This is a genomic window from Streptomyces sp. MI02-7b (genome assembly GCF_033793585.1).
In the GTDB taxonomy this organism is placed as follows: domain Bacteria; phylum Actinomycetota; class Actinomycetes; order Streptomycetales; family Streptomycetaceae; genus Actinacidiphila.
The window spans coordinates 215,452-237,046 of the sequence record NZ_JARAWX010000011.1 but is presented as its reverse complement, the minus strand read 5'-3'; the positions used below and the strand labels follow the sequence as shown (position 1 = coordinate 237,046).

Here is a 21,595-nt window from a genome sequence, read left to right as displayed (position 1 = left end):
TCAGGCCGTCGTGGGCGGCGCCGGGAGGCGTCCCGCGCGCACGACGCCCGCGTACCAGTGGGCGCTGGACTTGGGGATGCGCATCTGCGTGTCGTAGTCCACGTAGACCGCCCCGAAGCGCTTGCCGTAGCCGTGGGCCCATTCGAAGTTGTCCATGAGGGACCACAGGAAGTAGCCGCGTACGTCGGCGCCGTTCGAGATGGCCTTGAGCACGGCGTCGAGGTGGCCGTGGAGGTAGGCGATCCGCTCGGGGTCGTCCACGGTGCCGTCCGGGCCGACGGCGTCCTCGTAGGCGGCCCCGTTCTCGGTGATGAGGAGCGGGAGCCCGGGGCGCTCGCGGGAGACGCGGGCGAGCAGGTCGTACAGGCCGGTCGGGTCGACGGACCAGCCCATGGCGGTGCGCTCGCCGGGGGGCTGGTGGAAGGTGACGTCGTCCGCGCCGGGCCACGGGGAGTGCCCGCCGGCGCCGTGGCCGTCGTTGCGGGGGCCGTCGGGAGCGGCGCCGGCGGAGACGAGGGTGGGTGTGTAGTAGTTGAGGCCGAGCCCGTCGAGCGGGTGGCGGCCGATCGCCGCGAGGTCGCCGTCCCGTACGAAGGACCAGTCGGTCAGCCGCCGCGTGTCGGCGACGAGGTCCCGCGGGTACGCGCCGTCGAGGAGCGGCCCGGTGAAGACCCGGTTGCCGACGGCGTCGACGCGCCGGGCGGCGTCGAGGTCGGCGGGCGACTCGCTGCGGGCCCGGACGTGGTGCAGGTTGAGCGTGACGGACAGTTGCGCGCGGGCCGGGAGCACCGAGCGCAGGGCCTCCGCGGCGCGCCCGTGGGCCAGGTTGAGGTGGTGGGCGGCGCGCAGGGCGGCGACCGGGTCGGTGCGGCCCGGGGCGTGGACGCCGGAGCCGTAGCCGAGGAAGGCGCTGCACCAGGGCTCGTTGAGGGTGGTCCACATCTGCACGCGGTCGCCGAGGGCGTCCCCGACGATGCGCGCGTACTCGCCGAAGCGGTCCGCGGTGTCGCGGGCGGGCCAGCCCCCGGCATCCTCGAGGTCCTGGGGGAGGTCCCAGTGGTAGAGGGTGGCGAAGGGCTCGATGCCGTGCGCCAGCAATTCGTCGGTCAGGGCGCGGTAGAAGTCCAGGCCGCGTTCGACCGCGGGCCCGCGGCCGGTGGGCTGCACCCGCGACCAGGAGACGGAGAAGCGGTAGGCGCCCAGGCCGAGGTCGGCCATGAGGCGTACGTCGTCGCGGAAGCGGTGGTAGTGGTCCGCGGCCACGTCGCCCGTGTGCCCTCCGAACACCTTGCCCGGGGTGTGGCTGAAGGTGTCCCAGATCGACGGGGTGCGCCCGTCCTCGGCCGCCGCGCCCTCGATCTGGTAGGAGGCGGTGGCCGCTCCCCACAGGAAGCCGGGCGGGAACTGGCGGGCGTTCGCGGCGGAGGTGCCGCTCGCCGCGGGGCGGGTTCCGGACGCTGTCATTCGGGAGCGCTCCTTTCGGAACGAGTGGACAGGAGCCGAGGAGTGAGGAGGCGCGGCCGGTCCGGGGAGGCTCAGCCCTTGACCGCGCCCTGCATGATGCCGCCCACGATCTGCTTGCCGAAGACCACGAAGACCAGCAGCAGCGGCAGCGTGCCCAGCAGCGCGCCTGCCATGATCACCGACTCGTCGGGGATGTAGCCGCGGCCCAGGCTGGTCAGCGCGACCTGCACGGTGGGGTTCTCCTGGGTGAGCGCGATGATCGGCCAGAAGAAGTCGTTCCAGGCCATGACGAAGGTCAGCATGCCCAGCACCGCCATCGCGGGGCGGGCGGCCGGGAAGACCACGTGCCAGACGATCCGCAGGCTGCTGGCGCCGTCGACCCGCGCGGCCTCGATGAGCTCGGTCGGCAGGGCCTGCGAGAGGTACTGCCGCATGAAGAAGACACCGAAGGCGCTGACGAAGGTCGGCAGGACGACCGCCTGGAGGTGGTTGGTCCAGTCGAGGTCGGCGATCCACAGGAAGAGCGGTACGACGCTGAGTTGCGGCGGCACCATCATGGTGCCGATGGTCAGCATCAGCAGGAACGTCTTGAGGCGGAACCGCAGCTTGGCGAAGGCGAAACCGGCGACGGTCGAGAACAGCACCGTGCCGATGGTGATGCAGCCCGCCACGACGGCGGTGTTGAGCAGCGCCGTGCTCAGGTTGGCGTCCGTCCAGGCGGTCTGCAGGTTCGTGAAGAGGTTGGACCCGAACCAGAACGGCGGCGGGGTCTGCGCCAGCCGGGTGTTGGTGCGGGAGGCCGCGATCGCCGTCCACACCAGGGGGAAGAGGGATATTGCGGTGAAGACGATCAGTACGGCGTAGGTGAACGGCCCGCCGTGCATCTGCCGTCCGGCCTTGGGCGCGCCGGGCACGCGGCGCGCCGCCTTGCGGGACGTGCCCGGCGCACCGGCCGTCCCCTGCTTTGTCGGATGGGTCGGGACGGTGGTCATCGGCGTCATCCCTCCTGGCTCTTGCGCAGCCGGCGGGCGACCAGCCCGTTGACGGCGGCGATCAGCAGCAGGAGCAGGAACATCGCCCAGGCGATGGCCGAGGCCCGGCCGAGGTGGTAGTTCGTCCAGCCCTGCTCGTACAGGTACAGGCCCAGCGTCTGGAACTGGTGGGAGGCGCCGCCCTTCTCCCCGCCGGGGCCGCCGAAGAGGAAGGGCTCGCCGAACAGCTGGGTCGCGCCGATGGTGGAGACCACGATCGTGAAGAGGATCGTGGGGCGCAGCATGGGGACCGTCACATGGAGGAACTGCTGCCGGCGCGAGGCGCCGTCCAGTGCGGCGGACTCGTACAGGTCGTGCGGCACGGACTGCATCGCGGCCAGGTAGATCAGGGTGTTGTAGCCGGTCCAGCGCCAGATCACGATCGAGGAGACGGCGATCTGGGAGGACCAGGTGCCGGCCCGCCAGTCGATGTGGTGGCTGAACCCGATGTGCTCCAGCGCCCAGTTGATCATGCCGTAGTCGGTGCCGAACATCAGCGTGAAGACCAGCGTCGCGGCGGCCACGGACGTGGCGTACGGGGTGAGCATCGCGACCCGGAAGAAGTTCGAGCCGCGCAGCCGGTAGTTGAGCAGGTGGGCCAGGCCCAGCGCCAGCAGCAGCTGCGGAACGGTCGAGATCACCCCGATGGTGAACGTGTTCCTGAGGGCGTTCCAGAAGAACTCGTCCTCCAGAAGGCGGGTGTAGTTGTGGAAGCCCACGAACTCCCGCTGGTCCAGGTTGGTCAGTTCCACCCGGTAGAAGGAGGACCAGCCGGTGTAGATCAGCGGGAAGAGGCCGAAGGCGGCGAAGAACAGGAAGAACGGGGAGACGAAGGCGTACGGCATCGCCTTGACGTCCCACCGGTAGCGGCGGCTGCGCCGGCGGTCGCGCCGCTCGTCACGGGCGTCGCGCGGCCGGCCGGAGCCGTCGCGCGGGGCCGCGCCCCCCTGGATGGGGGGCGCGGTCACTGCGGTGGTGCCGGAGGTCTCCGAGGTCATGCGGTCACTGGTCCAGCGCGTTGTCGATTTCCTTCTCGGCAGCCGCCCAGCCCTGCTCGGGGGACTTGCCCTGCTGCTCGACCTGGAGGATGCCGACGTCGGTGATGGCGGTGTAGATCTGCTGGTCCTTCGGGCCGATCACCAGGGTCGGGATGGTCTTGGCCGCGTCGGCGAAGATCGTGCCGATCGGGGCGTCGTCGAAGTACTCGTGCTTGGCGTCCTTGACCTCGGGCAGGTCGTAGGCGCCGGGCGCGCTCGGGAAGCTCGCCTGCTTGGCGAAGACCTTGGCCTGCTGCTCGGGGGCGGTCAGCCAGGCGGCCAGCTCGACGGCCTCCTCCTTGTGCTTGCCGGCCGAGGGCACGCCGACGAACGAGCCGCCCCAGTTGGCGGGCTTCGGTGCGGCGGCGACGTCCCAGTTGCCCTTGCCCGCGGCGCCGGACTTCTCCTGGATGTAGCCGAGCATCCACGACGGGCAGGGCAGGGACGCGAAGCGCGCGTTGGCGAAGCCCTGGTCCCAGGCCTTGTCGAAGAGCTTCAGCTTGGCGGTCATCTTGCCGGTGGCCGCCTCCATGGCGAGGTTCCAGGCGTTCTTGACGGCCGGGCTGGTCTTGTAGACGACCTTGCCGCTGCTGTCGTAGTAGCGCTCGGCGGCGCCGTTGCTGACGGCCTGGTAGAGGCCGGCCGCGGAGTCCAGGAAGGTCGTGCCCTTGGGGGCCTTCCTGGTGTACTGCTCGCCCGTGTCGACGTACTTCTGCCAGTCGCCGGCCCACAGTCTGCCCACCGCCTCGCGGTCGGTGGGCAGCCCGGCCTTCTGGAACAGGTCCTTGCGGTAGCAGATCGCCATCGGGCCGATGTCGGTGCCCAGGCCCACGGTCTTGCCGTCGGCGGTGGTGGCCTGCGCCCACTTCCAGTCGAGGAAGTTCGACTTCTCGACGCCGGCCGCCTTGGAGAGGTCCTCGAACTTCGCCGCCTGGGTGGTGACGATCTCGTTGATGTTGCCGACCTCGATGGCCTGGATGTCGCTCAGGCCGCTGCCGGCGGCGAGGTGGGTGAGGAGCTGCGGGTAGTAGGCGTCGTTCCGCTCGATCACGTTCTCCTTGATCGTGATCCCCGGGTGGGCCTTCTCGTACTCCTCGTACAGTCCGGCCTGCTTGTAGCCGAAGACACCGAAGGTGCCGACCGTGAGGGTGAGTTCGCCCTTGTCCGCGCTCTTGTCCGTGCCCTGTGACGTGCCTCCGCCGCCCGCCGCGTCGTCGCTGTCCTTGGAACAGCCGGAGAGCAGGCTCACTCCCAGTGCGGCCACAGCGGTCAGGGCGACGGCTGCGGTACGGCCTCGTGGCCGGTTCGACTTCCTTGTCGTGCGCATTCGGGTCCTCCGAGTACGTGCGGGAAGTGAAGGTGTTCGCTAGGGTGGGAGCGCTCCCATATGTGGTGTGTTGAAGAGTCTCGACTCCCCGATGAGGTGTCAAGGGAGCGGACGCTCTAAGTTGGCGCAGTTATCACCTCGTGATTGGGAGGCCGCAATGGTGATGGGCGGACGGCGCAGTGGCAGGCCGACGCTGGAGGAGGTCGCCGCTCGCGCCGGTGTGGGGCGCGGCACGGTCTCCCGGGTGATCAACGGGTCGCCGCGGGTCAGCGACCACACCAAGGCCGCCGTCGAGGCGGCCATCGCCGAGCTCGGCTACGTGCCCAACCGCGCGGCCCGGGCCCTGGCGGGCAACCGGACCGACGCCATCGCGCTGGTCATCCCCGAGGAGGAGACCCGGCTCTTCGCGGAGCCGTACTTCTCCGACATCATCCGCGGCGTCAGCGCCGAACTGGCCGACACCGACATGCAGTTGCTGCTCACACTGCTGCGGACCCCCAAGGAGCGGCAGCGCTTCGCCCAGTACCTGGGCGCCCACCGGGTGGACGGCGTCCTGCTGGTCTCGGTCCACGAGAACGACCCGCTGCCCGACCTCCTGGACCAGATGGAGATGCCCACGGTGCTCAGCGGCCGCCGCTCCGACCGGGAGTCGGTCGCCTACGTCGACTCCGACAACGTCGGCGGTGCCCGCTCGGCGGTGGCGCACCTGCTCGGCCGCGGCTGCCGGGCGGTCGCCACCATCACCGGGCCGCTGGACATGTACGTCGCCCGCTGCCGCCTGGACGGCTACCGCCAGGCGATCGAGGACGCCGGGCTGGTCCCGGACGACGCCCTGGTCGCCCGCGGCGACTTCACCGAGGAGGGCGGCCGCGCCGCGATGCGCGCCCTGCTGGAGCGGCGGCCGGACGTCGACGCCGTCTTCGCCGCCTCCGACCTCATGGCGAGCGGCGCGCTGCAGGTGCTGCGCGAGCACGGCCGCCGGGTGCCGGACGACGTGGCGCTGGTCGGCTTCGACGACTCCGCCGTGGCCCGGCACACCGACCCGCCGCTGACCAGCGTGCGCCAGCCCATGGAGGAGATGGGCCGCACGATGGCCCGGGTGCTGCTGGAGGAGATCGGGGCCGCCACCGCGACCCGGCGGCACGTCGTCCTCGCCACGGAGCTGGTGCGCCGCGAGTCGGCGTGAGCCCAGGACCGGGCCCCGGCGTCCCGCCGCGGGCGGGGTGACCCCCGCCACAGTGAGGAGGGTCACGGTGTGATATCGCCCGGCGGGGGGCTCGGCCGGGGCTCGCTGTCGGACCCGGCCGATAACATCACGGGTATGTCACCGACCGTTTTGGACCGTCGATCCGTCGAGGCCGCCAACGAAGCAATACGGCGGTACGTGGCGGGCCGGCGTACCTGGTCGCGCGCCGAACTGGCCGAGCTGGACCGCCTGCGGGCGATCTGGCAGGCCGCCCGTCAGGGCCACGGCCGCGGCCGCACGCAGGGCCGCAAGAGCGAGGAGTAGGACCCCTCCCCGGCAATGCCGACACAAGATGTCGGGTATGCCGGGGAGCATCGTCGTATGACGACACGCTGGGCGGACCTCGAGGCGGCGGAACCCGGCCTCGCCGAGGCCGTGACCACACGATTCAGCCCCTACAAACACCATGTGCTCGCCACGCTGCGGGCCGACGGCTCCCCGCGGGTGACCGGCATCGAGGCCGAGTTCCGGCTCGGGGAGCTGTGGTTCGGCATGATGCCGAACTCGCGCAAGGCCCTCGATCTCCGCCGCGACCCGCGCTTCTCGCTCCATGTGAACCCCGGTCCCGGCACCTCCATGGACGGCGGCGACGTCCGGATCAGCGGCCGCGCCGTCGAGGTCACCGACCCCGCGGCCGTCGCCCGCTTCACCGGCGAGGTGACCGTGCCGGAGGGCCCGTTCCACCTGTTCGCCGCCGACCTGACCGAGGTCGTGCGGACGTACGTCGACGACCCCGACATCGTGCTGGAGGTGTGGCGGCCGGGCCGCCCGGTGCGCACCCTGCGGCGCGGCAACGACGAAGGGCCCCCGCGCGAGGCGGGCTGAGCCCCGGTCAGCCCGCGAAGGGACTGCCGCCGTCGCGCACGGTCGCGACCAGGTCCGCGAGGTGCCGCAGGGCCGCGGTGTGGAGCTGGTGGCCGTAGCTGATCCGGGCGACCCCCAGCTCCGCCAGCCGGGACGTGGCGGGACCGCCGGGCCGGGCCAGGACGTTGACGGGGCGTCCGCCGGCGGCCGTGACCAGGGTGTGCGTGGTCTCCTCGTCCAGCGGGCCGAAGGGGTACACGCAGTCGGCGCCCGCCTCGAGGTAGAGCCGCACCCGCCGGGCGGCCTCCGCGGTCCGCTCCCGCGCCGGCGTCCGCGCCCGCACCAGGACGTCGGTGCGGGCGTTGATCACGAGGTCCGGGTCGGCCGCGCGGACGGCGGCGAGGAAACCGGCCTGCTCCCCGGCGTCCACCAGGCGGCCCGTGCGCGGATCGGTGTCCTCCAGGTTGCAGCCGACGGCCCCGGTGGCGGCCAGCCGCTCGGTGAACCGCCCGGGGCCGAGCCCGTAGCCGCGCTCCATGTCCGCCGTCACCGGGACCCCGACCGCCCGCACGACGCGCGCGACCGCGGCCAGCATGTCCGCCGGCGGCATCACCTCCCCGTCGGGGTGACCCAGGGACGCCGCCACGGGCGCGCTGCCGGTGGCGACCGCGGGGAATCCCGCCTCGGCCACCACGCGCGCCGAGGCGGCGTCCCAGACGTTGGGCAGGATCAGCGGCCGGCCGGGTACGTGCAGCGCGCGCAGGCGGGCGGCGAGCCCCGCGCGCGAGGTGTCCGAGGTGCTCATGGACTCCACCGTAAGCAGGCCGCGGCCCGGTCGTCCGGTCCAATCACGGGCCGCCCGGGCGGGCCACCTGGCGGGGCGGGCGGAGCGGCGGGTGCGCCCGGGGCGGGTCTGCCGCAAGCTGGAAGGGTGACCGACACCCCCATCGTCGTCTCCCCCGTCCACGAGGGGGACCCGCCGTTCCGCATCGTCCAGATCGGCGGTGAGACCGTGGGTATCGCCCACGACCTCCTCGACGTCGTCCGCCTCGCCCACGAAGCAGGCATCGCCCACGTGGATCTCGACGACCCGGCGGTCGTGCGCTGGGTCAGCGGCGCCAAGTACCACTGGAAGCCCTGAGCGGCGCCTCCTCACGCCGTGCCGCACGATGATCAACCGGGGCCGTGCTCCGTGATGTTGATGTGCGAAGCTGTCGTCTGCCGTCCGCGGGCCGGGAGCCGGGACGGCCGTCGAGAGGAGCGCAGCGTGAGACAGGACGGCTTCCGCGCCGAGGAGATAGACACCAGCAGGCCACACCCTGCGCGGATCTACGACTACCTGCTGGGCGGCAAGGACAACTACGAGGTGGACCGCCACGCGGGCGACGAACTCGCCGCCGCGGCACCCGAGGTGAGGATCGGCGTGCAGGCCAACCGGGGCTTCCTGCAGCGCGCGGTCCGGCACGTCGTCGGCAGCGGCGTCCGCCAGATCCTCGACATCGGCACCGGTCTGCCCACCTCGCCGAACGTGCACGAGATCGCGCAGGAGACCGCGCCGGACGTGCGCATCGCGTACGTCGACAACGACCCGATCGTGAACACCTACGCCAGCACGCTGCTCAGCCGCCCCGGCGCCACCAGCGTCGTGCTCGCCGACCTGCGCGACCCGCGGGCGCTCGTGGACCACCCCGACGTCCGCAAGGTCATCGATTTCGACGAGCCGGTCGCCCTGCTCCTCGTCGCCGTCCTGCACTTCCTTACCGACGCGGAGAAGCCCGGCGAGATCGTGGCCACCCTGCGCGACGCGCTCCCGGCGGGCAGCTTCCTGGTGCTCTCGCACGCCACGGGCGACTTCGCCGACCGCAGCGAGGCCCAGGCCGTCTACAACAACGCCACGGCCTCCTTGAACCTGCGCTCCCGCCCCGAGGTCGAGAGCTTCTTCGACGGCTTCGAACCGGTCGAGCCCGGCGTGGTCCAGGTCCCCTTCTGGCGCCCGGACACCGAGCCGTCCCCGCGCTCCGGCGAGATCGGCTTCTACGGCGGCGTGGCCCGCAAGGCGTAGCCCTCGGGGCACCGGCCGCCCCGACCGGCCTCTGAACCGCGTCCGCGCGGTTCAGAGGCCCTTTGCGCAGGAAACCGGACAGGACCTCGCCCGGCACGCAGCGGCATCGCGTCAGGAGTCCTCCGTGGGCCACGGGAACGACGGACGGTCCGGGGAACTCGTCTCCGTCCGGGCCACCCGGCCTCGCCCATGAACGCCACGAAAAAGGCCCGGCCTGCTTCCGCAGGCCGGGCCTTTTTCCATCAGGGTGAGTGACGGGACTCGAACCCGCGGCATCCTGGACCACAACCAGGTGCTCTACCAGCTGAGCTACACCCACCATGACCGGCGCTTGTGTTTCCTTCGCACCGGCCGAGGAAAAGTGTACAGGGTCCGGGAGGGTGCTCGCGCCTACGTTTCCCGCGGGTCGGTCACTTCGCCGTTTCCGCAGGCAGGACGTGCTTCGCGGCGATGGCACGGGCCGTGTCCGTGTCGGGTCCCGGCTGGGGGACGAAGACGGCCTCGCGGTAGTAGCGCAGCTCCGCGATGGACTCGCGGATGTCGGCGAGCGCGCGGTGGTTGCCGTTCTTCTCGGGGCTGGCGAAGTAGGCCCGCGGGTACCAGCGGCGGGCCAGCTCCTTGATCGAGGAGACGTCCACGATGCGGTAGTGCATGTACTGCTCGAGCGTCTGCATGTCCCGGGCGAGGAAGCCCCGGTCGGTGGAGACGGAGTTGCCGCACAGCGGCGCCTTGCGGGGCTCGGAGACGTACTGGCGCACGTAGTCCAGGACGAGCTTCTCGGCCTCCTCCAGGGTCACCCCGCCGTCCAGCTCCTCCAGCAGCCCGGAGGCGGTGTGCATCGTGCGGACGATGTCGGGCATGCTCTCCAGCGCCTCCGCGGGGGGACGGATGACGATGTCGACCCCCTCCCCGAGCACGTTGAGCTCAGAGTCGGTGACGAGTGCCGCCACCTCGATCAGAGCGTCCTGGGCCAGGGAGAGCCCGGTCATCTCGCAGTCGATCCACACCATCCGGTCGTTCATACGTCTCACCCTACGGGGCGATCCCGCGGAGCAGGCATAGCCGCGTTCCTACCACGTCCGTCCCGGCCGTCACGGGGGCGCCGCAGCGGGTGCGTCTCGCGCGCGTCGAAGCGGCTGCCGGCCTGTTCGGGTATGCGGGCGTACGTGTCGGGGTCCTGCTTGAGGATCCCGCTGCCGGCCGGCGGCCCGCCCTGGCCGGGGATGGGGAGCACGCCGGCGGCGCGCTCGGCCCCCTGCGGGGAGCCGCGGCGCGGCGCGGGCACGGGGCCGCCGGACGGCTCGTGGCCGCGCGGGTCCTTGGCGGCCGCGGGTGCGTCGGGTTCGTCGTGGGGGCGCCGGGCGCGGAAGGCGGCCCGGTAGGAGGCGGGGGAGGAGCCGAGCTGCCGGCGGAAATGGCCGCGCAGCGCGACGGGGGAGCGGAAGCCGCAGCGGGCCGCGACCTCGTCGACGGAGTAGTCGGAGGTCTCCAGCAGGCGCTGCGCCTGCAGGACGCGCTGGGTGATCAGCCACTGCAGGGGGGCGCTGCCGGTCAGGGTGCGGAACCGGCGGTCGAACGTGCGGCGGCTCATGTAGGCGCGGGCGGCGAGGGTCTCCACGTCGAACTGCTCGTGGAGGTGCTCCAGGGCCCAGGCGACGACCTCCGCGAGGGGATCGCCCCCGATCTCCTCCGGTAAAGAGCGGTCCAGGTGCCGGGGCTGGCCGCCCCAGTCGCCCCGGCGCGGCGGTACGACCAGCCGGCGGGCCAGCGCGTTGGCCGCCTCGCTGCCGTGGTCGGTGCGCACCACATGCAGGCACAGGTCGATGCCCGCGGCGGTGCCGGCGCTGGTGAGCACGTCGCCGTCGTCGACGAACAGTTCGCGCGGGTCGACGTGGACCGAGGGGTAACGCTTGGCGAGCGTCGGCGCGTACATCCAGTGCGTGGTGGCGGGGCGGCCGTCCAGCAGCCCGGCGGCGGCGAGCACGAAGGCGCCGGTGCACAGGCCGATGATGCGCGCGCCCTCCTCGTGGGCGCGGCGCAGGGCGTCCAGCGCCTCGGGGGGCGGCGGTTGGGAGATGGACCGCCAAGCGGGAACGACGACCGTCCCGGCCCGCGAGAGTGCCTCCAGCCCGTAGGGCGCGGACAGTTCGAGCCCGCCGGTGGTGCGCAGCGGACCGTCCTCGCCGGCGCAGACCAGCAGCCGGTAGCGGGGCACCCCGGCGTCCTGGCGGTCGATGCCGAACACCGACAGGGGAATCGAGCTCTCGAAGATCGGGCCGCCGCTGAACAGCATGACGGCCACGACCTCCTGACGGCGGCGCGCCGACAGTTTGCGGGGCGCGCGTCCGGCCGCGGCGGCGGCGGACGGGCCGGCCGTCACGGCGGGAAGTCCCGTGACGTTCGGGAGGCCGTGGGCGCCCGCAGGCCCCGACGTCACGGAAGCCCCCGAAGGCACGGACAGTGCGGTGGACATACCGGCGGCCGACTGGATCTCCGCCATGGTGCCGGTCCTGGACTCCTGGTTCATGGAGCTGGGGCCCCCCTCGGTCGACTCGTCCTCTCGGTCCTGCACGGATCCCCCGCCGTTGTCTCTCAAGATCGAATCTACTGGGTCGGTTGCATCCGCCATGGCAAGTTCACCACCTGGCGGTATGTCGACATGACCACGTGGCGTGAAGCATTCGATCACGAAGCGTTCCGCTCGTGAAGTGTGCCTCGAAGCGGTGGACAGGCGCACAAGGGCTGTGCGCCCCCTCATTCCGGTTCCTCACCGGTGGTAGGGCGGTTGGCGGTGGTGTGTCCCAAGTGGCCTTTGCCACAGTGAAGTTGGCTGAAAATGAGGGGGAACGCTGCGCGCGCCCCAGGTCAGCGCCCCGTGGTGCGCCCCCTGGATGGCTGATGAACGAGTGCGCCCCCAGGCCCCGAACGAGGCCTGAGGACGATTCCGGATATGGCCGGTGGCGGACAGGCCGGGACATCGCCGGGAGGGGCGACTTGTCCGGTTGGCGACGTGGCGTTGCGCTCGGCGCCGCGCTCCGGCATTCTCCTGGAAACTCCGGGGTAAGGGGACGCTGTGAGGGTCCGCGCACCTCTGTGCAGTGGACCGGGGCCGCCGTACTCTGGAGTCAGCGGGAAGGGCAGCCCCTTATCGGTCGAAATCCGGCCGGTCCCGCGGCCCCCGCACTGTTGTTGTCCGCCCACTCGGTGCCACCGGCGCCGACCTTGCCGAGAAACCGCATCATGGCCGGTTACGAGCTCCCCGAGCCCGCCGACGGAAAGCCGCTCGCCGAATCGGCGGCGGTACCCCAGGCGGCCTCCGAGCTGCGCGCTGCCTGCGACCCCGCCTTCAGGCACGGGGTGGTGGTCGGCTTCGACGGCTCCCTGTCCAGCGAGCGGGCGCTCGCGTACGCCATCGGCATGGCACGCCGGTCGGGTTCCGCGCTGATCATCGTTCACGTGGCCAACCGCCTTCCGGCCACCGTGTGGGCCGGCTGCGAGCCCCCCGTCTTCGTCGACGTACCCGACCACCGCACCGAGGTGCTCGGCCTCGAACTCGCCTGCGCCGACCATCTGTCGGAGGTGCCGTGGATCCTGGTCGAGCGCGGCGGGGACATCTGCCACGAGCTGGAGGAGGTCGGCCGGGAGTACGAGGCCGACGCCATCGTGGTGGGCGGGACGCACGGGATCATCGGCAAGATCTTCGGCTCCGTCGCCGGACGGCTCGCCCGGCGTGCGCAGCGGCCTGTCGTGGTCATTCCATAACGATTCGGCGCCAGTTGCCGTGAATGTCGGCTCCGAGGGATTGCTTGTGCCCTTGTGAAGGGTATCTCACCTGCAGTTTCTTCCCTCGAACACGAAGGGGGCCGGCGGTGGACAACGACGTCTCCACGGCACGTACAGCGGGAGCCGGCGCAGCGGCTCTGGGATATCTGGCACTCGGCCTGACACTGATCGCCTTCGGGCTGTTCAGCACGGGCGTCATCGACAACGCCGCGGCGGCGGACGCCGCGCGGCTCGCGCTCTTTGTCGGCGGCATCACCCAATTCGTCGCCGGCATGTGGGAGTTCTACGGCGGCAACGGCTTCACGGGCACCGCATTCGCCTCGCTGGGCGCCTTCTGGGTGACCTGGTCGGGAGGGTCCGGCGCGGGTGCGAGCAAGGAGGTCGTCGGGCTGTTCATGCTCCTGTGGGCGCTGCTGGCACTCACCCTCACGATGGCGGCCTGGCAGATGGGCGGCGTGGCGCAGGCGGCCTTCGGACTGCTGACCGTCTCCGCCGCACTGTCCGGCATCGCCGCCCTGGCCTCCAACGGCGGACTCGGCAAGGTGGCCGGCTGGGTCGGCCTGGCGGCCGGCGTGGTCGCCTGGTACGGCGGTACGGCACTGCTCACCAACGCCGCCTGGGGCCGCCGGGCCCTGGCGGACGGCTGGCGGCTGGGCGTCCCGCACCGCGGCCACGCGGCCTGACCCACCGGTACGGACGGGCCCCCCGCGCCACAGGGCGCGGGGGGCCCGTCCGTGTGTGCTGGGGCACCGGCCCTACTCCACGGTGACCGACTTCGCGAGGTTGCGCGGCTTGTCGATGTCCCGGCCCAGCGCCAGCGCCGAGTGGTACGCCAGCAGTTGCAGAGGGATGCCCATCAGCACCGGGTCGAGCTCCGGCTCGTTGCGCGGCACGACGATGGTGTGGTCGGCCTTCGCCTCCACCTGGTGCGCCACCGCCAGGATGCGGCCGCTGCGGGCCTTGATCTCCTCCAGCGTCGCCCGGTTCTTGTCCACCAGCTCGTCGTCCGGGACGATCGCCACGGTCGGCACCGACGGTTCGATGAGCGCCAGCGGGCCGTGCTTGAGCTCGGACGCCGGGTAGGCCTCCGCGTGCACGTAGGAGACCTCCTTGAGCTTCAGCGAGGCCTCACGGGCGACCGGGTAGCCGCGCACGCGGCCGACGAACATCATGCTCTTGGCGTCCGTGTACTCCGCCGCCAGCTTCTTGATCTCGTCCTCGCCCGCCAGGATCTCCTCGATCTGGCCCGGCAGTTTCCGCAGGCCCTCGATGATCCGCCTGCCGTCCGCGACCGACAGGTCGCGGATCCGGCCGAGGTGCAGGGCGAGCAGCGCGAAGGCGACGGCCGTGTTGGTGAAGCACTTGGTGGACACGACGCAGACCTCGGGGCCCGCGTGCACGTACATGCCGCCGTCGGTCTCCCGGGCGATGGCGCTGCCGACCACGTTGACCACGCCCAGCACGCGAGCACCCTTGCGCTTGAGCTCCTGGACGGCCGCCAGGGTGTCGTACGTCTCGCCGGACTGGCTGACGGCGATGTAGAGCGTGTCCGGGTCGACCACCGCGTTGCGGTAGCGGAACTCCGAGGCCGGCTCGGCGTCGGCCGGGATGCGGGCCAGCTCCTCGATCATCTGGGCGCCGATCTGGCCCGCGTGGAACGCCGAGCCGCAGCCGAGGATCTTCACCCGGCGCACCGCCCGCGCCTCGCGGGCGTCGAGGTTCAGCCCGCCCAGGTGGACGGTGGAGAAGCGGTCGTCGATCCGGCCGCGCAGCACGCGGTCCACCGCTTCGGGCTGCTCGGCGATCTCCTTGTGCATGTACGTGTCGTGGCCGCCGAGGTCGTAGTTCTCGGCCTCCCACTCGATGGTGGTCGGCTCGGGCGACGTGCGGTTGCCGGCCGTGGTGTACGTGCGGTAGTCGCCGGCGGTCAGGGTGGCCATCTCGCCGTCGTCCAGGGTGACCACCTGGCGGGTGTGGCGGACGAGGGCGGCGACGTCGGAGGCGACGAGCATCTCGTGCTCGCCGATGCCGAGCACGACGGGGGAGCCGTTGCGGGCGACGACGATGCGGTCCGGGAAGTCGGCGTGCAGGACGGCGATGCCGTACGTGCCCTCGATGCGCGACAGGGCCTGCTGGACCCGCTCCTCCAGCGTCGCCGCCTCGGAGCGCGCGATGAGGTGGGCCAGCACCTCGGTGTCGGTCTCGGAGGCGAAGACGACGCCGTCGGCGGTCAGCTTGGCGCGCAGTTCCGCGGCGTTGTCGACGATGCCGTTGTGGACGACGGCGACCTTGCCCTCGGTGTCCAGGTGAGGGTGGGCGTTCTCGTCGCTGGGGGCGCCGTGGGTGGCCCAGCGGGTGTGGGCGATGCCCGTGGTGCCGGCGAAGCGCTTGGGGACGCGGGCCTCCAGCTCACGTACCCGGCCCTTGGCCTTGACGGCCTTCAGGCCGCCGGACTTGCCGGTGATCACGATGCCCGCCGAGTCGTACCCGCGGTACTCCAGCCGTTGCAGGCCTTCCAGCAGCAGCGGCGCGACGTCACGCCTGCCGATGTATCCGACGATTCCGCACATGTTCGTTGTCCCTCCCGATCGTGGCGCGGCCCGAATGCCGTGGAGCGCCGGCGGGTCAGCCGTAGACGATGCGGCGCAACTGCCGCAGCGAGAACTCCGGTGGGGCCACCGCGCGGTGCGGCAGCTCGGCGGTGATCCGTTCGAAGATCTCCGCGTTCTGCAGCCCCTTGGACTGCAGCTCGCGATGGCGCCGCCGTACGAAGTCCTCTGCCGTCTCGTCGAAGTACGCCAGGACGTCCAGGACCACCCGGGCGGCCTCGCCGCGGCTCATCGGCGTGGTCCGCACCAGGTGGTCCACCAGGTCGTCGTGGGGCGTCCGGCGTTCGAGCACCGCTCGATAGTGCGGGAGGGACGGGAGGGTTTGCAAGAATCCTGCCCGATATCGGGCAGGGACCGGGGGAAACTACGCCGGAAGGCCGAGCTCGCGCGCGATCAGGATGCGCTGGACCTCGCTGGTGCCCTCGCCGATCTCCAGGATCTTGGAGTCCCGCCACATGCGGGCGACCGGGTACTCGTTCATGAAGCCGTAGCCGCCGTGGATCTGCGTGGCCTCCCGGGCATTGGTGACCGCGCTCTCGGAGGAGAAGAGCTTGGCCATCGCCGCCTCCTTCTTGACCGGCTCCCCGGCCACCAGCCGGGCGGCCGCGTCCCGCCAGGCGAGCCGGGCGGTGTGGGCCCGCATCTCCATGTCGGCGATCTTGAACTGGATCGCCTGGTTGGTGCCGATCGGGCGGCCGAAGGCGACCCGCTCCTTGGCGTACGCCAGCGACTCGTCCACACAGCCCTGGGCCAGGCCGGTGGCCAGCGCGGAGATCGCGATCCGGCCCTCGTCCAGGGTGCGCAGGAACTGCGCGTAGCCCCGGCCCCGCTCGCCCAGCAGGTTGGCGGCGGGCACCCGGCAGTCGGCGAAGGACAGCTCCCGGGTGTCCGAGGCGTTCCAGCCGACCTTGCTGTACTTCTTGGACACCGTGAATCCGGGCGTGCCGGACGGCACGATGATCGAGGAGATCTCCGGGCGGCCGTCCTCGCCGCGTCCGGTGACCGCGGTGACCGTGACCAGGGCGGTGATGTCCGTGCCCGAGTTGGTGATGAAGCACTTGGTGCCGTTGATCACCCACTCGCCGGTGGCCTCGTCCAGGCGCGCGGTGGTGCGCGTGCCGCCCGCGTCCGAGCCGCACTCCGGCTCGGTCAGCCCGAAGGCGCCCAGCTGCTCGCCCGCGGTCAGGCGGGGCAGCCAGGTCCGCTTCTGCTCCTCGGTGCCGTAGCGGAAGACCGGCATGGCGCCGAGGGAGACACCGGCCTCCAGGGTGATCGCCACCGAGGAGTCCACCCGGGCCAGCTCCTCCAGGGCCAGGCAGAGGGCGAAGTAGTCGCCGCCCATGCCGCCGTACTCCTCGGGGAAGGGCAGCCCGAACAGGCCCATGCGGCCCATCTCGCGGACGATCTCGTAGGGGAACTCGTCCTGCTCGTAGAACTCGCCGATCTTCGGAGCTACGACGTCGTGCGCGAACTCCTCGACCGTGCGGCGGAGTTCCTCGTACTCGGCGGGGAGCCGGTGGGCGGTCGTCATGGCAGTGATCACTCCTGGTGGGAGAGGGCGCGGACGGTGCGGGAGGGGCTGGGTCGGCCCAATTGACCGGCCATCCACACGCTGGTGGCGGTGAGACGGCCGAGGTCGACGCCGGTCTCGATGCCGAGGCCGTCGAGCATCCAGACCAGGTCTTCGGTGGCGAGATTGCCGGTGGCGCTCTTGGCGTACGGGCAGCCGCCGAGACCGCCGGCGGAGGCGTCGACGACGCCGACGCCCTGCCGGAGGGCGGCCAGGGTGTTGGACAGCGCCTGGCCGTAGGTGTCGTGGAAGTGCACGGCGAGCCGGTCGACGGGCACGCCCAAGCCGGCCAGGGCGTCCAGCAGGGCCACCACGTGGCCGGGGGTCGCCACCCCGATGGTGTCGCCGAGGCTCAGCTCGTCGCACCCCAGGTCGTACAGGCGGCGGGCGACGGCGGCGACCTGGCCGACCGGCACCGCGCCCTCCCAGGGGTCGCCGAAGCACATCGACAGATAGCCGCGCACCTTGGCCCCCGCCTCGCGGGCACGGGTCACCACCGGCGCGAACATCTCCAGGGACTCGTCCACCGTGCGGTTGAGGTTGGCCTTGGCGAAGGACTCCGTGGCGCTGCCGAAGACGGCGACCTCGCGCACGCCCAGGGCGAGCGCCCGCTCCAGGCCGCGGTCGTTGGGCACCAGCACCGGCAGCCGCACGCCCTCGCCGAGGTCGTCCAGCAGGGGCATCAGCTGCTCGGCGTCGGCCAGTTGGGGCACCCACTTGGGGTGCACGAAGCTCGTCGCCTCGATGGTCGTCAGCCCGGCGTCGGCCAGGCGGTGCACGAACTCCGCCTTCACCTCGGTCGGCACGGTGGTCTTCTCGTTCTGCAGCCCGTCGCGCGCGCCGACCTCGTGGATGCGCACCCGGCGCGGGAGCCCGTCCAGGGGCAGGGACATGGGCAGTCCAAGGCGTTCGCCGGCCATCACTTCGCCTCTTCCTGGTGCGGGTCCTGGTGCGGCGTGACGACGGCGAGCACCTGGTCCATGGCGACCGTGCTGCCCGGGCTCACGTCGATCTCGGTGACCGTGCCGTCGTGCGGGGCGGTGATGACGTGCTCCATCTTCATCGCCTCGACCACCAGCAGGCTCTGGCCCGCGGTGACCTCGTCGCCCTTGGCGACCTTGACCACGGTCACCGTGCCGGGCATGGGCGCGGCGAGGGTGTCCACCCCGCCGGCGCCCGCGCCGCCGCGCAACGCCGCCTCGACGGGGTCGTACGCCTGGACGTGCCAGCCGTCGCCGTCCCGGCCGAGCCACTCGCCGGCGTGGTCGAAGGCATGCGTGACGCCGTCCCACTCCACCGTGATCCGCGGGCCGCTCCCGGCGACGAGCCGGGCCCGCACGGCGGGGGCGTCACCGACGCGCACCTCGGCGTCGCCCGCCCGGCCGCGCACCTGCAGCGCGACCGGCTCCCGTCCCGCCACGCGCAGCCAGTGCGGCGTCCACGCGGGCTCGCCGCCCAGCCGCCAGCCGTTCGGCACGGAGAACGGGTCGGTCCACGACCGCGCCGCCGGCTCCAGCGCCGCGTGCCGCAGCAGCGCCGCCGCCGCGTAGACTTCCGCGGGCACCTCGGCCGGCACGAGCCCGGCCAGCTCGCGGTCGATCAGCCCGGTGTCCAGCTCGCCGGAGACGACCTGGGGGTGCGCCAGCAGGCGCCGCAGGAAACCGGTGTTGGTCTCCAGGCCCAGCACGCTCGTCCCGGCGAGCGCCGCCCGCAGCCGGCGGAGCGCGGTGGCGCGGTCCGGGCCGTGCGCGACGACCTTGGCCAGCATCGGGTCGTAGGACGTGCCGATCTCGCTGCCCGCGGTCAGACCGGAGTCGACGCGGACGCCCTCACCGGTGGGCTCGGCCAGTGCCAGCACCGTGCCGGCCGAGGGCAGGAAGCCCCGCGAGGGGACCTCCGCGCAGATCCGCGCCTCCACGGCGTGGCCGCTGAGCGCGATGTCCTCCTGGGCGAGGGGCAGCCGTTCGCCTGCGGCGATCCGTACCTGCCACTCCACCAGATCCAGCCCGGTGACGAGTTCGGTGACCGGGTGCTCGACCTGGAGCCGGGTGTTCATCTCCATGAAGCAGTACGCGGCCGGATCGGCGCCGGGGACGATGAACTCCACCGTGCCCGCGCCGACATAGCCGCAGGACAGTGCCGCCTGCACGGCGGCCGCGCCCATGGCGGCCCGGGTCTCCTCGTCCAGCAGGACGGAGGGGGCCTCCTCGATCACCTTCTGGTGGCGGCGCTGCAGCGAGCACTCGCGCTCGCCGAGGTGGACGACATGGCCGTGGCCGTCGGCGAGCACCTGGATCTCGATGTGCCGGGGGCGGTCGATCCACCGCTCCACCAGCAACGTGTCGTCGCCGAAGGAGCCGCGGGCCTCGCGCCGGGCGGCCGCGATCTCCTCGGCGAGCAGCGCCTCGTCGCGCACCAGGCGCATACCCTTGCCGCCGCCGCCGGCGGACGGCTTGAGCAGCACGGGGGTGCCGATCTCCAGGGCGGCGGCGGTCAGCTGGGCATCGGTCAGTCCGCTGCCGCTGCTGCCGGGCACCACCGGTACGCCGGCCGCCTGGACGGTCTCCTTGGCGCGGATCTTGTCGCCCATCAGCTCGATCGCGCGGGCGGGCGGGCCGATGAAGACGAGCCCGGCGCCCTCGCAGGCGCGGGCGAAGGCGGCGTTCTCGGCGAGGAACCCGTAGCCGGGGTGGACGGCCTGGGCCCCGGTGCGGGCGGCCGCCTCCAGCAGCCGCTCGGCGGACAGGTAGCTCTCGGCGGCGGCCGCCGGACCGATGCGCACGGCGGTGTCGGCCTCGCGCACATGGCGGGCGTCGGCGTCCGCGTCGCTGAAGACGGCGACCGAACGCACCCCGAGCCGCCGCAGGGTGCGGATGACCCGGACCGCGATCTCGCCGCGGTTGGCGACCAGGACGGTGTCGAACATCTGCTCAGTCACGGTCGTCCCCCTACATCCGGAAGACGCCGTAGCCCGGCGCCTCGGGATCGCGTTGCGGAATGGGCGCGTTGGCGCAGGCGGTGAGGGCGAGCCCGAGCACCTGGCGGGTCTGCAGCGGGTCGATGACGCCGTCGTCCCACAACCGGGCCGTCGCGTAGTACGCGTTGCCCTGCTCCTCGTACTGCGCCCGGATCGGGGACTTGAAGCTCTCCTCGTCCTCCCGCGCCCAGGTGTCGCCGGCCGCCTCGATCTGGTCGCGCTTGACGGTGGCCAGCACGGAGGCCGCCTGCTCGCCGCCCATGACGGAGATCTTGGCGTTGGGCCACATCCACAGGAAGCGAGGCGAATAGGCGCGCCCGCACATCGAGTAGTTGCCCGCGCCGTAGGAGCCGCCGATGACGACGGTGAGCTTGGGCACCCGGGTCGTGGCGACCGCGGTCACCATCTTGGCGCCGTGCTTGGCGATGCCGCCGGCCTCGTACTGCCGGCCCACCATGAAGCCGGAGATGTTCTGGAGGAAGAGCAGCGGGATGCCGCGCTGGTCGCACAGCTCGATGAAGTGCGCGCCCTTCTGGGCGGATTCGGAGAACAGGATGCCGTTGTTGGCGACGATGCCGACCGGGTGGCCGTGGATGCGGGCGAAGCCGGTCACCAGCGTCGTGCCGTACTCGGACTTGAACTCCGCGAAGCGGCTGCCGTCGGTGATGCGGGCGATCACCTCGCGGACGTCGTAGGGGGTGCGCGAGTCGACCGGGACCGCGCCGTAGAGGCCCGCGGGGTCGACGGCGGGCTCCTCGACGGGCGCGACCGTCCAGGGCAGCGCGCCGCGGGCGGGCAGGGTCGCCACGATGTTCCGCACGATGCGCAGGGCGTGGGCGTCGTCCTCGGCCAGGTGGTCGGTGACGCCGGAGACCCGGGAGTGGACCTCGCCGCCGCCCAGCTCCTCGGCGGTCACGACCTCACCGGTGGCGGCCTTCACCAGCGGCGGCCCGCCCAGGAAGATCGTGCCCTGGCCGCGGACGATGACGGCCTCGTCGCTCATCGCGGGCACGTAGGCGCCGCCGGCCGTGCAGGAGCCGAGCACGGCCGCGATCTGCGGGATGCCGCGCGCGGACATGGTGGCCTGGTTGAAGAAGATCCGGCCGAAGTGGTCGCGGTCGGGGAAGACCTCGTCCTGCTTCGGCAGGAAGGCGCCGCCGGAGTCCACGAGGTAGAGGCAGGGGAGCCGGTTGTCGAGAGCGATCTCCTGCGCGCGCAGGTGCTTCTTGACCGTCATCGGGTAGTACGTGCCGCCCTTGACCGTGGCGTCGTTGGCGACGATCACGACCTCCCGGCCGGAGACCCGGCCGATCCCGGCGACGACGCCGGCGGCCGGGGCCTGCCCGTCGTACATCCCGTCGGCGGCCAGCGGCGCCAGCTCCAGGAAGGGCGATCCGGGGTCGAGCAGTCCGTCCACGCGGTCGCGGGGGAGCAGCTTGCCGCGCGCGGTGTGCCGGGCGCGGGCCTTCTCCCCGCCGCCGAGGGCGGCCGCGGCGAGCTTCTCGCGCAGTTGCGCGGACAGCTCCGCGTGCGCCTTGGCGTTGGCGTGAAAGGCCTCGCCCGCCGGATCCGCGGCGCTGGCGAGAACGGGTGCTTCCATGTCGCGGGCCCCCGGGTGTTAGCGGTCGTTAACTGTGATGTCCCCTACGTTAGCGGTCGTTAACACCACTGTCTAGAATATGAGG

General features: G+C 72.0%; 20 protein-coding genes and 1 tRNA gene. 7 read left to right on the top strand and 14 right to left on the bottom strand.

Going from position 1 to position 21,595, the window contains the following annotated elements; genetic code table 11:
- The 4 genes from PV364_RS20420 to PV364_RS20405 all read right to left on the bottom strand — a co-directional run bounded on the left by PV364_RS20420 (window position 1) and on the right by PV364_RS20405 (window position 4,859).
- On the bottom strand, window positions 1-1,464 hold the full coding sequence (locus PV364_RS20420; RefSeq protein WP_319661535.1) for a GH1 family beta-glucosidase: 1,464 nt from the start codon (window positions 1,462-1,464) through the stop codon (window positions 1-3).
- Window positions 1,465-1,535: 71 nt separating this feature from the next.
- Complete coding sequence (locus PV364_RS20415) at window positions 1,536-2,456, bottom strand: carbohydrate ABC transporter permease (protein ID WP_415924579.1); 921 nt, start codon at window positions 2,454-2,456, stop codon at window positions 1,536-1,538.
- Window positions 2,457-2,461: 5 nt separating this feature from the next.
- Window positions 2,462-3,493 (bottom strand): sugar ABC transporter permease, encoded by a 1,032-nt coding sequence (locus PV364_RS20410; RefSeq protein WP_319661534.1) that lies wholly within the window; start codon window positions 3,491-3,493, stop codon window positions 2,462-2,464.
- A gap of 4 nt (window positions 3,494-3,497) precedes the next feature.
- Window positions 3,498-4,859, bottom strand: coding sequence for an extracellular solute-binding protein (locus tag PV364_RS20405; protein ID WP_319661533.1), 1,362 nt, complete (start codon window positions 4,857-4,859; stop codon window positions 3,498-3,500).
- Between the two features lie 157 nt (window positions 4,860-5,016).
- On the opposite strand from PV364_RS20405, the gene PV364_RS20400 reads away from it, so the two are divergent.
- The 3 genes from PV364_RS20400 to PV364_RS20390 all read left to right on the top strand — a co-directional run bounded on the left by PV364_RS20400 (window position 5,017) and on the right by PV364_RS20390 (window position 6,930).
- Window positions 5,017-6,045: a LacI family DNA-binding transcriptional regulator gene (locus PV364_RS20400; protein WP_319661532.1), complete on the top strand. Its 1,029-nt coding sequence runs from the start codon at window positions 5,017-5,019 to the stop codon at window positions 6,043-6,045.
- 135 nt (window positions 6,046-6,180) lie between these two features.
- A complete protein-coding gene (locus tag PV364_RS20395; RefSeq protein ID WP_319661531.1) occupies window positions 6,181-6,369 on the top strand; it encodes a hypothetical protein in 189 nt (62 codons plus the stop codon).
- Between the two features lie 57 nt (window positions 6,370-6,426).
- On the top strand, window positions 6,427-6,930 hold the full coding sequence (locus tag PV364_RS20390) for a pyridoxamine 5'-phosphate oxidase family protein (RefSeq protein ID WP_319661530.1): 504 nt from the start codon (window positions 6,427-6,429) through the stop codon (window positions 6,928-6,930).
- 7 nt (window positions 6,931-6,937) lie between these two features.
- Here PV364_RS20390 and PV364_RS20385 read toward each other — a convergent pair whose 3' ends face one another.
- Window positions 6,938-7,714 (bottom strand): isocitrate lyase/phosphoenolpyruvate mutase family protein, encoded by a 777-nt coding sequence (locus tag PV364_RS20385; RefSeq protein ID WP_319661529.1) that lies wholly within the window; start codon window positions 7,712-7,714, stop codon window positions 6,938-6,940.
- Window positions 7,715-7,840: 126 nt separating this feature from the next.
- Here PV364_RS20385 and PV364_RS20380 point away from each other — a divergent pair, with 126 nt between their 5' ends.
- Both PV364_RS20380 and PV364_RS20375 read left to right on the top strand, forming a co-directional pair.
- Window positions 7,841-8,050, top strand: coding sequence for a hypothetical protein (locus PV364_RS20380; RefSeq protein ID WP_319661528.1), 210 nt, complete (start codon window positions 7,841-7,843; stop codon window positions 8,048-8,050).
- Window positions 8,051-8,176: 126 nt separating this feature from the next.
- A complete protein-coding gene (locus PV364_RS20375) occupies window positions 8,177-8,971 on the top strand; it encodes an SAM-dependent methyltransferase (protein WP_319661527.1) in 795 nt (264 codons plus the stop codon).
- A gap of 246 nt (window positions 8,972-9,217) precedes the next feature.
- On the opposite strand, the gene PV364_RS20370 is transcribed toward PV364_RS20375, so the two are convergent.
- The 3 genes from PV364_RS20370 to PV364_RS20360 all read right to left on the bottom strand — a co-directional run bounded on the left by PV364_RS20370 (window position 9,218) and on the right by PV364_RS20360 (window position 11,264).
- A tRNA-His gene (locus PV364_RS20370) sits at window positions 9,218-9,290 on the bottom strand.
- Between the two features lie 91 nt (window positions 9,291-9,381).
- Window positions 9,382-9,993: an oligoribonuclease gene (gene orn / locus PV364_RS20365; protein ID WP_319661526.1), complete on the bottom strand. Its 612-nt coding sequence runs from the start codon at window positions 9,991-9,993 to the stop codon at window positions 9,382-9,384.
- Window positions 9,994-9,998: 5 nt separating this feature from the next.
- The gene (locus PV364_RS20360) at window positions 9,999-11,264 is read right to left on the bottom strand and encodes a helix-turn-helix domain-containing protein (RefSeq protein WP_319661593.1); all 1,266 of its coding nucleotides are present in this window, start codon (window positions 11,262-11,264) and stop codon (window positions 9,999-10,001) included.
- A 947-nt stretch (window positions 11,265-12,211) separates the two neighbouring features.
- Between PV364_RS20360 and PV364_RS20355 the strand changes: the two genes are divergently transcribed.
- Both PV364_RS20355 and PV364_RS20350 read left to right on the top strand, forming a co-directional pair.
- Complete coding sequence (locus tag PV364_RS20355; RefSeq protein ID WP_319661525.1) at window positions 12,212-12,733, top strand: universal stress protein; 522 nt, start codon at window positions 12,212-12,214, stop codon at window positions 12,731-12,733.
- A 107-nt stretch (window positions 12,734-12,840) separates the two neighbouring features.
- Window positions 12,841-13,437 carry an acetate uptake transporter gene (locus PV364_RS20350; protein ID WP_319661524.1) on the top strand — a complete coding sequence of 199 codons (597 nt, stop codon included), beginning with the start codon at window positions 12,841-12,843 and terminating at the stop codon, window positions 13,435-13,437.
- 72 nt (window positions 13,438-13,509) lie between these two features.
- Here the strand turns inward: PV364_RS20350 and glmS are convergent, their stop codons facing one another.
- The 6 genes from glmS to PV364_RS20320 form a co-directional block, all read right to left on the bottom strand.
- Window positions 13,510-15,324 carry a glutamine--fructose-6-phosphate transaminase (isomerizing) gene (gene glmS / locus PV364_RS20345; protein WP_319661523.1) on the bottom strand — a complete coding sequence of 605 codons (1,815 nt, stop codon included), beginning with the start codon at window positions 15,322-15,324 and terminating at the stop codon, window positions 13,510-13,512.
- A gap of 55 nt (window positions 15,325-15,379) precedes the next feature.
- A complete protein-coding gene (locus PV364_RS20340; RefSeq protein WP_319661522.1) occupies window positions 15,380-15,655 on the bottom strand; it encodes a hypothetical protein in 276 nt (91 codons plus the stop codon).
- A 72-nt stretch (window positions 15,656-15,727) separates the two neighbouring features.
- Window positions 15,728-16,894, bottom strand: a complete 1,167-nt coding sequence (locus PV364_RS20335) for an acyl-CoA dehydrogenase family protein (protein ID WP_319661521.1) — start codon at window positions 16,892-16,894, stop codon at window positions 15,728-15,730.
- Between the two features lie 8 nt (window positions 16,895-16,902).
- Window positions 16,903-17,853, bottom strand: coding sequence for a hydroxymethylglutaryl-CoA lyase (locus tag PV364_RS20330; protein WP_319661520.1), 951 nt, complete (start codon window positions 17,851-17,853; stop codon window positions 16,903-16,905).
- Window positions 17,853-19,859: an acetyl/propionyl/methylcrotonyl-CoA carboxylase subunit alpha gene (locus PV364_RS20325; protein ID WP_319661591.1), complete on the bottom strand. Its 2,007-nt coding sequence runs from the start codon at window positions 19,857-19,859 to the stop codon at window positions 17,853-17,855. The genes PV364_RS20330 and PV364_RS20325 overlap by 1 nt, the downstream gene beginning before the upstream one ends.
- A 22-nt stretch (window positions 19,860-19,881) precedes the next feature.
- Window positions 19,882-21,510 (bottom strand): carboxyl transferase domain-containing protein, encoded by a 1,629-nt coding sequence (locus PV364_RS20320; protein ID WP_319661519.1) that lies wholly within the window; start codon window positions 21,508-21,510, stop codon window positions 19,882-19,884.
- Window positions 21,511-21,595: the final 85 nt, after the last annotated feature.